General features: G+C 45.9%; 14 protein-coding genes. 10 read left to right on the top strand and 4 right to left on the bottom strand.

The window, feature by feature from the left end; genetic code table 11:
• Positions 1–22: 22 nt before the first annotated feature.
• From mrcB to hrpB, 4 genes are all read right to left on the bottom strand, one after another.
• Positions 23–2,422: a penicillin-binding protein 1B gene (mrcB, locus tag Q4592_RS08645; protein WP_303511985.1), complete on the bottom strand. Its 2,400-nt coding sequence runs from the start codon at positions 2,420–2,422 to the stop codon at positions 23–25.
• Between the two features lie 202 nt (positions 2,423–2,624).
• A complete protein-coding gene (locus Q4592_RS08640; RefSeq protein WP_303511983.1) occupies positions 2,625–3,812 on the bottom strand; it encodes a patatin-like phospholipase family protein in 1,188 nt (395 codons plus the stop codon).
• 128 nt (positions 3,813–3,940) lie between these two features.
• Complete coding sequence (locus Q4592_RS08635) at positions 3,941–4,447, bottom strand: outer membrane beta-barrel protein (protein WP_303511981.1); 507 nt, start codon at positions 4,445–4,447, stop codon at positions 3,941–3,943.
• 269 nt (positions 4,448–4,716) lie between these two features.
• Entirely contained in the window at positions 4,717–7,191 is a 2,475-nt protein-coding gene (hrpB, locus tag Q4592_RS08630; protein ID WP_303511979.1) for an ATP-dependent helicase HrpB, read from the bottom strand.
• Positions 7,192–7,357: 166 nt separating this feature from the next.
• Between hrpB and sfsA the strand changes: the two genes are divergently transcribed.
• The 10 genes from sfsA (at position 7,358) to Q4592_RS08580 (ending at position 15,649) form a co-directional block, all read left to right on the top strand.
• Positions 7,358–8,059 (top strand): DNA/RNA nuclease SfsA, encoded by a 702-nt coding sequence (gene sfsA, locus Q4592_RS08625; protein ID WP_303511977.1) that lies wholly within the window; start codon positions 7,358–7,360, stop codon positions 8,057–8,059.
• A gap of 320 nt (positions 8,060–8,379) precedes the next feature.
• Positions 8,380–8,823 carry an RNA polymerase-binding protein DksA gene (gene dksA / locus Q4592_RS08620; RefSeq protein ID WP_137673967.1) on the top strand — a complete coding sequence of 148 codons (444 nt, stop codon included), beginning with the start codon at positions 8,380–8,382 and terminating at the stop codon, positions 8,821–8,823.
• Positions 8,824–8,893: 70 nt separating this feature from the next.
• On the top strand, positions 8,894–9,769 hold the full coding sequence (gene gluQRS, locus Q4592_RS08615) for a tRNA glutamyl-Q(34) synthetase GluQRS (protein WP_303511975.1): 876 nt from the start codon (positions 8,894–8,896) through the stop codon (positions 9,767–9,769).
• Between the two features lie 163 nt (positions 9,770–9,932).
• Entirely contained in the window at positions 9,933–11,228 is a 1,296-nt protein-coding gene (gene pcnB, locus Q4592_RS08610; RefSeq protein ID WP_235836233.1) for a polynucleotide adenylyltransferase PcnB, read from the top strand.
• A 2-nt stretch (positions 11,229–11,230) separates the two neighbouring features.
• Positions 11,231–11,731, top strand: a complete 501-nt coding sequence (gene folK / locus Q4592_RS08605; protein ID WP_303511973.1) for a 2-amino-4-hydroxy-6-hydroxymethyldihydropteridine diphosphokinase — start codon at positions 11,231–11,233, stop codon at positions 11,729–11,731.
• Positions 11,732–11,786: 55 nt separating this feature from the next.
• Positions 11,787–12,581, top strand: coding sequence for a 3-methyl-2-oxobutanoate hydroxymethyltransferase (gene panB / locus Q4592_RS08600; RefSeq protein WP_303511971.1), 795 nt, complete (start codon positions 11,787–11,789; stop codon positions 12,579–12,581).
• Positions 12,581–13,429: a pantoate--beta-alanine ligase gene (gene panC / locus Q4592_RS08595; RefSeq protein WP_303511969.1), complete on the top strand. Its 849-nt coding sequence runs from the start codon at positions 12,581–12,583 to the stop codon at positions 13,427–13,429. Before panB ends, panC begins: the two co-directional genes overlap by 1 nt.
• A 25-nt stretch (positions 13,430–13,454) precedes the next feature.
• Positions 13,455–13,835: an aspartate 1-decarboxylase gene (gene panD, locus Q4592_RS08590; protein WP_137673961.1), complete on the top strand. Its 381-nt coding sequence runs from the start codon at positions 13,455–13,457 to the stop codon at positions 13,833–13,835.
• Between the two features lie 240 nt (positions 13,836–14,075).
• Entirely contained in the window at positions 14,076–14,468 is a 393-nt protein-coding gene (locus Q4592_RS08585) for a hypothetical protein (RefSeq protein WP_303511966.1), read from the top strand.
• 89 nt (positions 14,469–14,557) lie between these two features.
• A complete protein-coding gene (locus Q4592_RS08580) occupies positions 14,558–15,649 on the top strand; it encodes a methyl-accepting chemotaxis protein (RefSeq protein WP_303511964.1) in 1,092 nt (363 codons plus the stop codon).

Genomic DNA, 15,649 nt, shown 5'->3' with positions numbered 1-15,649 from the left:
GTCCTTAATCGATTAATTCGGCTTAGTTAAATATGCTTTGTAGCCAGGTTTTAGCCTTGGTCGCAGTGTGTTGTACACAGCCTTCGGCCAGCTCTGCTTGGCTACTTGGTGCAGGCAATAATTGGGTTTCACCACAGCCAGCCGAGGTAGGATGGCCATTACTTTTAGCAAAGTGAACCCAAGATAGTTGATCCGGTTGCATCGCTCTTAGCGATTGCGGGTAAGAGGTTTTTAAGTAGGCAGCATACACTGGTAGCGCTGCTGATGAACCGGTGACAGCAGCAGGTTTATTATCATCTCGGCCCACCCATACGGTAACGATTTCTCGCTGATCGATGCCCACATACCAACTGTCTCTTAAATCGTTGGTCGTGCCCGTTTTACCGGCTAAATCAACTTTAGGAATACGCCATTTCAGTGAACGAGCAGTACCGCTGCGCGTGACTTGGCTCATCCCGTATAAAGTGAGGAAATTACTCATTTCCGACCATCGGCGTTCAACATTGCTATCGGCGCGATACAATACATTGCCGTGGCCATCATTTACTTGATGCACCGCGTACAATGGGCGATATTCACCGTCGCCTCCTAGTGTTTGGTATAACTGCGCCATTTGAAAGGGCGACAAACTCAAACTGCCCAACAATAACGAAGGGTAAGCGCGAGTATTTTCCTGCAAGCCCGCTAATTTAAGCGTATCAACGACTGAATCAACCCCAACTTCGAGACCTAAACGAACCGTAGGCACGTTTAGCGACTCGGCTAGAGCACGCACTAACATTACTGGCTCACTAAAGGTTTTATCGTAGTTGTTGGGCTGCCAATTGGTGCCGTCATCTAAGGGAACAGAGAGCGGGCTATTATCCAGTAACTCGCCTAACTGGTGGCCTTGCTCTAGGGCAGTAAGATACACAAACGGTTTAACCAGCGAACCAATTTGACGACGCGCGTCTAGCGCGCGGTTAAATCCATGATTATTTTTTTCGCGGCCACCAATTAAGGCACGAATAGCTCCACTATGGCGCTCACTAATCACCATCGCCGTTTGTAGCTGCTTTTTATTGCCTTTGTCGAGTTGCTCTAATACTGACTGCGCGGCAGTTTGAGCGTGGCGCTGTGACAAAGGATCCAACGTGGTGAATACTTTCACCCCGTTGTGGCTGCTCCAGTCGTTAGCATATTGCTTTAATTCGCGGCGCACTAAAGAGACAAAGCCCGGCGTTTTTTGGTAACCCATGCTGCCGCGTTTGCTCAAGCCTAAAGGCTGTTTAACCGCCAGCTTGTAGCGCTCTGCCGATATCTCGCCTTCTTCAGCCAAGATACGTAATACAATGTCACGACGATTTAATGCCCGTTCTTCACGGCGCCACGGGTCGTAATAAGACGGCCCCTTGATAATTGCCACCAACAAGGCCACTTGCTCAACCGATAAATCAGTGACGGGGCGTCCGAAATAAAAGTAACTGGCCAAGCCGATACCGTGTACCGCGTTGCTGCCATTTTGGCCCAGATACACTTCGTTAAAGTAACTCTCTAATATCTCATCTTTGCTGTAACGAAAATCAATCAGCAGAGCCATGTATGCCTCTTGCAGTTTTCGCCACAGAGTACGGTCACGGGTTAAAAAGAAGTTTTTTGCTAATTGTTGGGTAATGGTACTTCCCCCCTGCACCGTTCGCCCAGCCCGTAAATTAACCACTAAGGCTCGAGCAATTGCCATAGGTGAAACACCGTCATGCTGATAAAACTGACGATCTTCTGTGAGAATAAGTGCGAGCTTTAGCGATTCTGGAATCTCATTAAGCGGCACAAATAGTCGGTCTTCTTGCTCGGTTACATTTAAGCGCTCTAGCAATACAGGATCGAGTCGGGTTTGGGCTATCTCTTCTCCGCTATCGCGATGCTGAATTTTAGCTAAACGTGATGGGCTAAAGGTGAGCAACATCGGCAATTCTGGCTCTACCCCATCGGCAAATTCAAACTGCCTGCGCACCACTTCAATTTTGGTTTCAGATACCGCATATTCACCACCACGTTTGGCCCGTTTTACTTTGCGGTAATTAAGTAAGGCTAATTCATCTTGTAGCTCTTTTCGGCTTAAGCGAAGCCCTGGATAGAGTTGAAGCTCACGGCCATAAACCGCAGCGGGTAACTGCCACTTGTCTCCGGCAAAACGCTGCTGAATTTGTCTATCTAATACAACTCCCCATGCCACTAACACCACAATACCAACTACGGCCAGTTTCCAGCCGATTCGCCATAAACGTTTACCGAGAGAGACTTTTGGGGTGTTTTTTTTAGCACTGCGTGGCTTGGTGGTTTTCTTTGCTGGAGATCGCTTGGCTTTACTGGCGGGCTTTTTAGCAGTCGTTTTTTTAGGACTTGGCTTTTTAGCCGAAGAATTGGGCTGTTTTGGACTCATACTGCCTTACTGCTTAATTAAACGTTAGTTATTAGCCAGCCAAAATGTAGCGAGAAAGGACCAGCGAATAGAGCCATAAGGATACTCTCCCTTGCTACGTTTTATAAGCATAAATTAGTATTAGCGCTACTCGCCCCTCTAACAGTAAATAAAATGGGTAAATGCTATACGGTTTACTCGATAAACCCCGTTACAGGCAAGCTTAATTTGCCTGTAAGCTAGGCGGTAGGGTTTGCCAAAGGCCTTCATTCATGGTTTTTTGGTATGCGTAGTCGTACACAGCGTTCATATATTCTTTAGTAAAAGCCTCATCTTTAATTAACTCAAAATCGTCATCAATATATGCCAATTTAAAGCGCATATTATGACGCTGAGAAAAGTGATAAATATGCTCCACATCTCCAATGCCTTGATTACGAATCATGGTTGATAATGAACGCAAGCTAATGTCGGTAAGATTGTTCTCTACCACCTGATAAAAAGGCTTTAACGCACCATTTCGAATCACATAAACATGTTGTGGTAGCCCGTTAACATAGTCACTATGGTAAGCCCATTGTGGTGCCAAAAATACTTGCCGAGAAACACCACCATCTACATGTAGTTCTTCAAAACGCTGATGGCCATCATCAATCACAATGCTTTTAGCGGGGAATGCACCGGGCACCGAACTGCTAGCAATAATAATGTTTTGAATCAGCTCTACGGCTTTATCGCTACCCTCTTGGGCAATTTTTCCTACATCCCACATCGATAACTTTTCATTATCAAGGTTCGTAGTACCAATAATTAGCAGCCGGCCCTCGCTGCGTTGTTTGGCTAATTGGCTAACAATATCAGCATCAATATAACTACGAACCTGTCGTTCAAACCCGTTAGTATCTAAAACCGCTTCACCGCCCAACAAGCTCCAGTAACTGTTCACTTCAAACAGGCTGCTTAAGCTCGTTTGGGTATAGTATTTTTTTAGTATATGGTCGTAGTCGCTGCCGAGGTAAGCGAATATAGATACAATCGCGCCAGTAGACACACCGGTCACTAAATCAAACTCTGGGCGGTTTCCTTTCGCTGTCCACGCATTCAATACACCAGCAGAAAATGCACCATTAATCCCACCACCCGATAACGCTAGGTGATACACCTGATCTTGGTCTTGTGCTCTGCTTTTTTTTCGACTGCGTAAAATATGTTGGTACTCGGTCTCTAAGTCGTGGCCTGTGATTTCTTTACTTTCGCCATCCCAATAACGAATGCCTGAGGTTGCTAGAGGTGACATTAATTCTGAATGCTGAGAGGCATTTCTTGGCGGCGCGCTGCAAGCAACCAATAACAGCAAACTAAACAACCACAGGGGTTTGAGGGTCACAAATTTACACAGCTGGCTAGCCATGAGGGCGTACTCCAATTCAATTGATATGAGAATAAATGGCAAAAAGAGGGGGGAAACAGACGTTGTAAAGACGACGTTGATTAAAACACTAGGCTGGCATCCGTGCTCAGCCAATAGTAGAAAACTGTTTAGAAGCGGTAATCAATTGACAGCATAACTTGCTGAGTATCATTTAAACTAAAGTTCGCTTCTTCATAATCTTGCTCTAAGTAACGGTAGCTTAGCTCGGCACTCCAATTGCTGTTGATGTTGTAAATAGCACCTACTTGGCCGCCCCAAACAAACTCTGTTGAGCTTTGATTGTTAATTTCGCTATCGGCTGCGCCCATAGAAGCACCCGCAAACAAGCTAAATTTTTCATTCAGTGGGTGAATATAGTCATAAGAAGCTAAAAAGGTATTTTGGCTAAGTTCATCCATATAGGCATAGGTGCCCATTACTCGATGATTGTTGTTAATAATTACACCACCACGCAACTGATAGGTTGCGCCGTCGTCTTCGCCGTTATACATGCCCTTTACATTATCAGCCTGATAACCCACACCCGCGCCAGCGAACCAATCTAGATCAGCTGCGATAACGCCAGTAGACAGTGAAGAAACAATCAGTGCGCCTAATAAAGTCTTTTTATTCATAATGCTAGCTCTCACAATTTAAATTAAATCATGACAAGTCACTCGTTCGAAGGGAGTCACTCGTCAGCATGTCACTCAATAATTAATTTGAGGTAATGCGCCCAGTAACAAGGCTTAACTCGTTACTGCCCGAGCATGATATCCAGATAAATTGTTCGGATATACCATCCGCAGCATCACATACTGTCACACTTATCATGACAGTATAAATGTTTGATATGAGTTCAGGGTAATCAAGATTGCACTATAAAATCCCGTTTAGAGGCAGATTATGTTTTAGAGTAGTTAAGTTGTCGCTTAGTTTTATGGGTTGCTTGGGCACTCACCGGATCATCGGGCCAAGGGTGCTTGGGATAACGCCCTTTCATTTCTTTTTTTACCTCGACATAAGCGGATTGCCAAAAGCTGGCTAAATCTTGCGTCAGCTGCAGCGGTTTTCCACCCGGTGATAACAGCTCTAGAGTAATCGCAATTTTGTTCCCCAATTGCGGGGATTGCGGCTGACCAAACATCTCTTGCAGTTTAATTGCCACTACCGGAGCTTGACCTAACTGATAACGAATAGCCGCTCGATTACCCGATGGTGCCAAATAATGACTCGGTACCAACTGTTCAATCTGTTGTTGTTGCTGCCAATCTAAGCGAGATTTTAAAGCCGCTAACCAATCTATGCTTTTTAACTGCTGCCAACTGCGGCACGATTGTAAATGCATATTTAGCCATTGCTCAGCACTATCCACTAAGGCTTGGTCACTAAAGTCTAGGAGTTTTAGATCGCCAAACCACAGCTCTGCGCAACGCACCTTTTCTAACCACGCTTGGGCCTTGTCGCCAAGGGGTAACCAACTAAAGCCTTTACGATTAATTTGCTCAAGCCAAGCTTGTATCACTAGCTCTGGCTCTAGCTGATTGGCGGGTTGAGAAGACAGCACTAAGCTGCCCAATCTTTGCTGTTGCTCGGCCACTACCCGCTTAGCAGACTCAGACCACAAACAATGCAGTTGTTGACTAAAACGCTCAGGCTGAAATTGGCGTAAACGCTCAATGTCTAGCTCGCAAGCTAAAGCCACACGACCTTGATTTCGCCCTTCTGGCCAATATAAATCGACCACCACCATGGCTGAATACTTCGCTAACGCTTGCTGGTCTTGCTGTAACTCCAAACCAAATCCAGCACTGGCAGTGTAGCTGTTAGCCTGGCGTTTTAAGGCAATCCTATCGGGGAATGCTTGTGCGAGTAATAATCCATCCCAATAAGACTCAACAGCTGCTTGTGAATTAAGCTTAAGTCGCTGACTTAAGCTTGTTAGCTGTTGTTTGTATTGCTGTTTAGCCGCACCTTGTAGCTGCAAAATGGCTTGATTTGGCTCCACACCATTTAGCGGGGCATTAATATCTAATAATGCAGCTAGTTCACAGGCTCGCCATAACAAGCCTTTCTGAGACAAATTGTTCTGCCATTGCTGAGCTTGATCTAACATCGCCACGCTGCGGGGCCCTAGGCCACTACTCGCTAAACCTTCTGCTCTAGCGGTTAAGCGGCCATCTTCTAGCAGCGCAAGTTGGCTTAACAGCTGTTCGGCTTGCGCTAAGTGCGCTGTTGGCGGCTGATCTAGCCACTGCAATTCATTGGCGCTAGCGCCCCATTGCTGTAATTCAACCACTAAACGGCTTAACTCACTGCGACAAATTTCCGGGCTATTAGCAAACGGTCGATGGTTAAGTTGTTCTTCACTAAATAAGCGATAACAGTGGCCCGCTTGCAGTCGGCCAGCACGACCAGCGCGTTGAATTGCCGAGGCCTTACAAATCATTTTGGTTTGTAATCGAGTGGTACCACTGGTGGCATGGTAGCTGGCTTGGCGTTCTAGGCCGCTATCTACCACACAACTAATGCCGTCAATGGTCAAACTGGTTTCAGCAATATTGGTGGCTAATACCACTTTACGTTTACCTGCCGCCGGAGGCTGAATCGCCGCTTGTTGCTCAGCCAAACTTAACTTGCCATACAGGCTATGTAGCTCTACTTCAGCATTGAGTTGGGTATCGAGCTGTTGGGCAACCTGACGGATTTCGGCATTACCGGGCAAAAATACCAATACATTTCCGGTTTGTTCGGCCAGTGCTTGTTGGGTGACCTTAGCAACGCGCTCACTCCATTGCCAATCTCGGTCTATGGGATGATAACTATAAGAAATCGGAAAACTGCGCCCCTCGCTTTCAAGTAATAAAGCCCCTGGCAATAGTTGCTGCAGAGCATCGCTTTCCAAGGTTGCAGACATTAGCATCAATTTAAGTTCAGGGTTAAACGCCTGCTGAACTTCTAAACTAAGTGCTAAGCCTAAATCTGCATGAATACTGCGCTCGTGAAATTCATCAAAGATAATTAACCCAACACCCGCCAACTCGGGGTCGGCTTGAACTAAGCGAGTGAGAACCCCTTCTGTTACCACCAACAACTGAGTATTAGCCGACTGTCGGTTCTCACCACGCATTTGATAACCGACACGCTCACCTACTTTCTCCCCTAACTGGCTAGCAAGGTACTGAGCAATGTTTCGAGCCGCTAGTCGCCGTGGCTCCAACATGATGATTTTTCCATCAAGCTTGGCTTGTTTAAGTAACATCAATGGCAGTGCAGTAGATTTACCCGCCCCTGGAGGCGCACAAACAATAAAGTGTTGTTGAGCCGCTAAGTGCTCGAGTAATGCGGGGAATATTTGTGCTACTGGTAGCGCGCTCAAAGCTGCTCCTCAAACCTAAAATCGTAAAACCCGTTTAGTGTACCCAATCAAGCACCATGACCCAAGTTCACCTTTTGTAATCCGCTAGCGCTCAAATAGCTAGGCTACTCGCTGGTATTCAATCAGTGTTAGCATGGGCTCACTATTTGTAAGATTACTCAAACCAATGTCATTTGAATCTCCGTTAAAGTCAGCCACATTAATCAAACGTTATAAGCGCTTTTTAGCCGATGTCACCTTGGCTGATGGTAGCGAAACCACCATATATTGCGCTAACACAGGCGCGATGACAGGCTGCGCAGAGCCTGGCAATACCGTTTGGTATAGCCAATCCAGCAACCCAAAACGTAAGTACTCACTTAGTTGGGAGCTAAGCCAAACTAAAACGGGCGATATGATTTGCGTAAATACAGCTAAAGCCAATGAGTGGATAGAACAGGCCATTAGCCAGCAGGTAATTACTGAGTTACAGGGTTATCAAAGCCTACGCCGCGAAGTGAAATATGGCAGCGAAAATAGTCGTATCGACTTTTTGTTAGAAGACCCACAGCGTGAAAACTGCTACATAGAAGTAAAATCTTGCACCTTATTGCAAGACGGCAAAGGCTACTTTCCCGACGCCGTCAGCACCCGTGGCCAAAAACACTTACGTGAATTGATGGAAATGAAACAGCAAGGGCATCGCGCAGTGTTGTTGTTTGCAGTGTTGCACAGCGGCATCACTTCAGTACAAGCCGCTGCGCATATCGACCCTAAATATGCCGAACTTCTGCAACAGGCAAAACAACAGGGTGTAGAAGTATTAGCCTATAAAGCCGAGCTAAGCCCACAAGCTTGCCAACTTCGCTCAGCCATTCCTACTAGCTAGGCCTCTGCGCAAAGAGTGGCTTTGTATATTATAATTTAGGGAGTGTTAGCAGAGCCTAGACAAATTAAAACAGAAATAAACAGTGAACGCCTGAAACATTAAGTGACATATTTGTGACAATAGCACTTAGCGATTTACTACTTTAGAGGAGTGATTAAAAAACAAGCAAACAGTCTTCAATATGTGGCGTAGCTTAGGTGGAATTGGCAAATTCATGGCAATTCATTTGCGGAGCGTTAGCCTTTCTGATATAGATACCCGCCTAATTTACATCCTCGACTGTTTAACGAAAAAAGTCGTACGGAATTTGGGAGAGAAGTATGCCAGACGGCAAAAAGAAAACACTAGGTGTGCTCTCTATCGCAGGGGTTGAACCATATCAAGCTCAGCCTGGCGAAGAGTACATGAACGATGCTCAGATTGACCACTTCCGCACTATTCTTGAAGCGTGGCGTAACCAACTTCGTGAAGAAGTTGATCGCACTGTAACGCACATGAAAGACGAAGCGGCTAATTTCCCTGATCCAGTAGATCGCGCGGCCCAAGAGGAAGAATTCAGCCTTGAACTTCGTACTCGTGACCGCGAACGCAAGCTGATCAAAAAAATCGAAAAGACTTTACTCAAAATTGAAGAAGACTTTGGTTTTTGTGATGCCTGTGGAGTGGAAATCGGTATTCGCCGTTTAGAAGCAAGGCCAACGGCCGATTTGTGTATCGATTGCAAAACCTTAGCTGAGATCAAAGAGAAACAATTGGTCGGCTAGTTTTGTTAAAACTTGGGCAGATTTGCTATCACTGCATTTCTGCCAAGTTTTATATTGTAAGACTTTAACTATGAGCGCTAAGCCCTACGTAGGCCGTTTTGCCCCCTCCCCTTCAGGCCCCTTGCATTTAGGTTCTTTAGTTGCTGCTGTTGGCAGTTATCTGCAGGCGCGTAGCCAGCAAGGCCAGTGGTTAGTTCGAATTGAAGATATTGACCCCCCGCGTGAACAAGCAGGCGCAAGTAAGGTAATCCTCAAACAATTGGAGCAATTTGGCTTACATTGGGATGGTTCGGTACTTTACCAAAGCCAACGTTTGGCCGCCTACCAACAACAAATTGACCAATGGTTATACCAACAAGCTGCGTATTATTGCCAATGTACCCGCAAGCAAATTAAAGCAGCTGGCGGTTATTATCTCGGCACCTGTCGCGACTTAGCCTTACATAGTGATAACTGCGCGACACGTTTATCCGCCAGTCGGCCAATATACAGCTTTAATGATCAACTGGCTGGAGAGGTTATTATTCCAAAAGCCCTAGCTGAAGAAGATTTCATTATTAAACGCCGAGATGGTTTATATGCCTACAACTTAGCGGTGAGCTTAGACGACGCCGAGCAAGGGATTACCGAAGTAGTACGCGGCGCTGATATTATTCTTACCACAGGCAGGCAACTGGCTATTTTTGAATTATTAGCCAAAGCTGCACCCAATTATTTGCACCTGCCGTTAGTGCTAGATGAACATGGAAATAAGCTCAGTAAGCAAAACCATGCACCGTCTATTTCCGGTAAACAAAATCAGCAATTGCTGCTGCAAGCCTTACGTTATTTAGGTCAAGCAAGCGAAGCAGGCTGGCTTGAACTAAGCTGTGAACAAATATTAAACAAAGCCTTAGCTAACTGGCAGCTTTCAGCGATACCAAAAATCTCGCTACACAGCCAGTGAATTGGTTGTATTTCTTTGTAAAAAAGCTATATTAGCGCCTTATTTTTCACCATGTAGATAATGCGCGCTCAAGGGGGCACCCATTTTACGCAAACTCGCCAAAGTATATAAGCGGATCATAAATCCAAACAGTGCCGAGCCAGCTAAGCTGGAGCAGCAAGTGATCCCCCGTGCTGAACACAATATTTCTCGCCAAGACATTAGCGAGAACGCGCTTAAAGTGTTGTATCGTCTACATAAATCTGGGTACAACGCTTACTTGGTTGGCGGCGGAGTACGAGATTTATTACTTGGCAAACAGCCAAAAGACTTCGATATAGCAACCAATGCTACCCCTGAGCAAATTAAGGCGCTATTTCGCAATTGTCGTTTAGTGGGCCGTCGCTTCCGTTTGGCGCATATACTATTTGGTCGCGAAATCATCGAAGTCGCTACCTTCCGAGGCCACCACGACAGTGAAGCCGCCAATACTGAATCGAAGCGCAGTGAAGAAGGTATGTTGCTGCGTGATAACGTATACGGCAGCATTGATGAAGATGCTGAACGTCGCGACTTCACTGTAAATGCCTTGTACTACAACATTGCCGATTTCTCGGTGGTAGATTTTGCTGGCGGTATTAGCGATATTGCCGACCGTCGTTTGCAACTGATTGGCGACCCAGAAACCCGTTATCGCGAAGACCCTGTGCGGATGCTCCGAGCGGTGCGTTTTGCGGTAAAACTTGATTTTGATATAGCCAAGGAAAGTCGGGATCCAATTGCTCAATACGGCCATTTGTTAAAAGACATTCCAGCGGCACGTTTATTTGAAGAATGCTTAAAACTATTTTTAAGCGGTGAAGGTAAATCTACCTTTAAAATGCTGGCCGATACGCAATTACTGTATCCATTATTCCCGCTGTTAAAGCCCTTGTTACAGCCATGGGATGAAGACTCACCAGAACTACGTTTTATGTTGATGGCTTTAGCCAGCACCGATAAACGAGTCCGTGGCGACCAAAAAGTAACACCAGCATTTGTGTTCGCCGCCCTATTGTGGCCGCTATTAGAAATTAAGAAAGACGAGTTATTGATTGAGCTTTCGCTTGGCGAGCATGACGCCTCAGCCATGGCAATGACTTGGTTGCTGGATCAGCAATGTAAAAGCGTGGCCATTCCAAAGCGCTTTACCACCGGTGTTCGCGAGATTTGGCAATTGCAATCACGCCTAGATCGCCGCTTTGGTAAGCGTGCTTTCCAAACCTTTGGCCATCCGCGCTTTAGGGCTGCGTTCGACTTTTTAGAGTTACGTGCCAAAGCCACTCAAGATAACAACTTGGTAGAGCTAGCGAGTTGGTGGCAACAATGGCAACGCAGTAATGAGCAAGGCCGTAACACCATGGTACGTGAGCTTAATAAAGCGTCAGGCCGCAGTAAGAGTCGCCGCCGCCCACGTAAGCCGAAGAAGACCGAAGGCTAATAATGGCCCGTTGTTTCCTTGCCCTAGGCAGCAATTTAGTTGATCCGCTCAAGCAAGCAATAGCTGCCAGGCAAACCTTGGCAGCTAGCCAACAGCTCACCCTCGTTAAAAGTTCTTCTTTGTATCAGAGCCGCCCAATGGGCCCGCAAGATCAACCAGACTACTTAAATGCAGTATTTGAGTTAGACACTGAGCTCACGCCTTTAGAATTACTCAACCTCACTCAAAAAATTGAACTAGAGCAAGGCCGGCAACGCAAAGATGAACGCTGGGGCCCACGCACTCTCGACCTCGATATATTGCTCTACGGCAATCAAATCATCGATACTCCACGACTAACCGTCCCTCACTATGGAATGAAGCAGCGAGAGTTTGTATTATTACCGCTCGCCGAAATTGCCGCCGATTTGCACTTACCAGACCAAAGTTTGGTACAACAATTAGCAGCATCTATTGATAGCAACGGCTTACAGATTTTTAAACGCCCTGCTGACTGGGCTTAAATACTATATTCACTAATTAATTTGCCTTGTTGTTAAAGGCAAACGGTAACTAACTATGAGCAGAATTACAGTTTCTCACTTACAAAAGTTTAAGCAAAATAACGAGAAATTTTCCTGTATCACCGCTTACGACGCTAGCTTTGCTTCGTTGTTTGACGAGCTAGGCATGCACTTGCTACTCATTGGCGATTCCTTAGGCATGGTATTGCAAGGCCATAAAGATACCCTAGCCGTAAGCGTAGATGACATTGCTTACCATACCCGTTGTGTAGCCCGTGGCACTGAAAAAACCATGATTGTTGCCGACATGCCATTTATGTCGTATGCCACGCCAGAACAAACCTACCAAAACGCAGCCAAACTCATGCAGGCTGGCGCGCAAATGGTAAAAGTTGAAGGCGGCGAATGGCTAAGCCCAACCATTAAAGGCTTGGTTGAGCGTGGAGTGCCTGTGTGTGGTCACTTAGGTTTAACACCGCAATCCGTGCACTTATTTGGCGGCTACAAAGTTCAGGGCCGCGGCGAACAGCAAGCGCAAGAGATGCTAGAACATGCTAAACAATTAGAAGCGGCTGGCATTCAATTGTTAGTACTTGAATGTATTCCTACTGAGCTAGCAAAACTGATTACTGAAGCCCTCACTATTCCGGTAATTGGCATAGGTGCTGGTAATGTGACTGACGGCCAGATCCTAGTGATGCACGATGCCTTTGGCATTAGCAAAGGGCATATACCTAAGTTTTCGAAGAACTTTTTAACCGACACTGGCGACATTCGTGGCGCGATCAGCTTGTATCTAGAACAAGTAGCTTCGGGAGAATTCCCTGGCGAGGCACAGAGCTTCAGCTAATGATAACAACTGTAAATCTGCCGAAGCAATTACGTTCGGCACTACAAGGTGCTCGCCAGCAAAACCAGCGTATTGGTTTTGTGCCCACCATGGGTAACCTGCACGCAGGGCATATAGCCTTGGTGAAAGAAGCACAGCGCCACTGCGACGTGGTGGTGGTGTCTATCTTTGTTAATCCATTACAGTTTAATAACAGCAGTGATTTAGACAGCTACCCTCGCACCCTAGAAGAAGATTTAGCCGCGCTAAGTAAAGCCGGAGCAGACTTAGCCTTTATTCCTAACGCAGAAGTACTATACCCCAATGGTTTAGCGCTTGAGACCAAAGTCAATGTACCAGGTATTTCTACAATGCTGGAAGGTGCACTGCGTCCTGGCCACTTTGAAGGCGTTTCCACGGTAGTCTGTAAACTATTTAATCTGGTTCAGCCTAACGTGGCGGTATTTGGTGAGAAAGACTTTCAGCAGCTCGCTTTAATTCGAAAAATGACGGCTGATTTATTGCTGCCAATTGAGATTATTGGCCTTGCGACGGTACGTGAGCCAGACGGCCTAGCCATGAGTTCGCGAAATACGCGTTTAAGCTCCCAGCAGCGCCTGCAAGCACCGCAGTTAGCCCAGCAAATGCAACTCATTGCTCGGCAACTAAATCACAACAATGTTCCCCAATTACAAGCTCAAACTATTCAACAGCTAGAGCTACAAGGCTTTCGCTGTGACGGCATCGATATCGTTGATGCCAACACACTTGAGCCCATTACTTCACAATCAACCACTGCTGTTGTTCTTATGGCCGCTTTCCTTGGGGAAGTGAGACTAATAGACAACTGTGTGGTTGAATTAAGCTAATTTGTCGATCAATAGAGAGAACGTCATGCAAACTACCATGCTAAAAGGCAAACTACACCAGGCGCGCGTTACCCACGCGGAACTAAACTATGAAGGTTCATGCGCTATCGACCAAGATGTGTTGGATCAAGCTGGTATCCTCGAATACGAAAAAATTGATATCTACAACATTGAGAACGGTGAGCGCTTTTCTACTTACGCTATTTCTGGCGAGCGCGGTTCTAAGATTATTTCGGTAAACGGTGCTGCTGCTCGTCGCGCAGCAGTAGGCGATCGCGTCATTATATGTGCTTATGTAAGCATGAGTAACGAAGACGCTAAAAACCATAAACCTTCTTTAGTGTATTTAAACGAAAATAACGACATCGTTCGCACCAGCAAAGACATTCCTGTACAACTAGCCTAAGCACTATGGCTGTGCACAGTGACAAAAGGCGCACCATTGCAGTGCGCCTTTTTGATTAAATGTTCAATAAGCATTAACAAATCCTGCCTTGATAACATCTAATTAGCACTTACAAAACAACCAGCCAACATCACTCCCCTATGTAGCGCATAATTTTACCAATTCAGAAAAAACCTAGCTCTTGGTTTGCTTTTTGCTTTATTCAAAGCGAATTTACGCTTACTTGCACCGGGAGCAGTAGTGCTAAGTATTTACCTAATATTGATGGTGTTGTTTGCTTTAGCCATGGTGCCGATCCCCAGCCTAATCAAAAGCCATAAACGCGCCGATAAACAGCAACAGATTGAACATAGCCAACTTCTACAATCGCTCTCTCATATCACTCGGCGACATTGGCGATTGCACGCCCAAAAGCTATGCGACCCGCTCTATTCGCCCGCTGAATTAGATAGTACCAAAGAACAAATTGATGAAATTATGGTGCTGCTTCAAGCCCGCATAAACTATCGGCATTGCCAACACTTAGAGAATATTATTGCTCATTGGCAAGCACTCTCGCACTGTGAGCAGTTAGCCATGTTGCGACATCATCACCAACAAATATTGCAGCTAAGCCAGCAAGTCAATGAATAGGCTTTTAGACAAAAAACTCAAAAAGGAATGGTCTTTGCTTTGTGGTAACTAAGATTTACAAAATACGCTGATATGTATGAGGAGTTTTGATGCATAAAGCCACCACCACATTTAATAGTTTCTTGTTAGCTTACTTACTACTCACCATAGTGAGTGTTGTTAACCTGCAGCACCAACCAAGCTTATTAGCCTTAACCTTAACTTGTTTATGTGTATGCTTAGCCATTTCTAGCTTATTCATTCTTAAACTGTTAATTAGCCAAATTCAGCAACCCGACCAAGAACAAAGTAAAGGTTTAGCTAGCTACTTTTTCCAAGATTCACGTCATCAACAAATGGAGTTACTCAGGCAGCAGCAACGCCGCGTAATAGAACAGCAAGATGCCTTAGACGAAATTAACCACTGTTCGGCGGAGCTATCTTTGCAAGCCCAATCAGTAGCAAGTGGCGCAATACAGCAAGCCGACGCTAGCCAAGCCTCTGCCAGTGCCGTAGTAGAAATGAGCGAGAGCATTAAAGACGTAGCCGAGCAGGTGAAGCAAGTAGCTCAAGCCAGTTACGAAGCCAAAAGCTTTTCTGAACTAGGCCAAGAGGCCGCATTAGCGGCTCAGCAAGGCACCGAGAAAATGGTAGCCAAAGGTGAAGTCAGCCTCGACAAAGTGACCCAATTACATCAAAAGTCACACACAGTAAGTAGTATTTCAAAAACCATTGAAGAAATAGCCGAGCAAACCAACTTGCTGGCTCTCAATGCTTCAATTGAAGCGGCGCGAGCGGGCGAGCACGGACGTGGATTTGCGATTGTGGCTAACGAAGTAAGAAACCTAGCCAACCGAAGCCATCAATCGGCCAACGAAATTAGCCAGAGCATGCAAGATGTGCAAGGCAACATTAACGAAGTATTAGAGCATATCACCCAGCTCACCACCCAAGCTCAGGACATTCAACATACCGTGGACAATTCACGTCAACAGCTCAAACGCATTTATAACAAAAACCAAGAGCTACAAGCACAAACCGAAATCATTGCTAGCAATAGCGAGCAACAACATGCAGCCACTATTGAGTTATCGGCTCATATTAGCCAAGTCGCCGACTCTGCGCGCAATAACACAGCCAGTGCAGAGCAAAGTGCCAGCATTGCCAAACACCTTAGTGTGTTAAGTCAGCAAGGAGCTTAA

Source organism: Agarivorans sp. 1_MG-2023, assembly GCF_030548385.1.
Lineage (GTDB): Bacteria > Pseudomonadota > Gammaproteobacteria > Enterobacterales > Celerinatantimonadaceae > Agarivorans.
The sequence above is the reverse complement of the archived record's forward strand: the minus strand, read 5'-3'. Positions and strand labels throughout refer to the sequence as shown.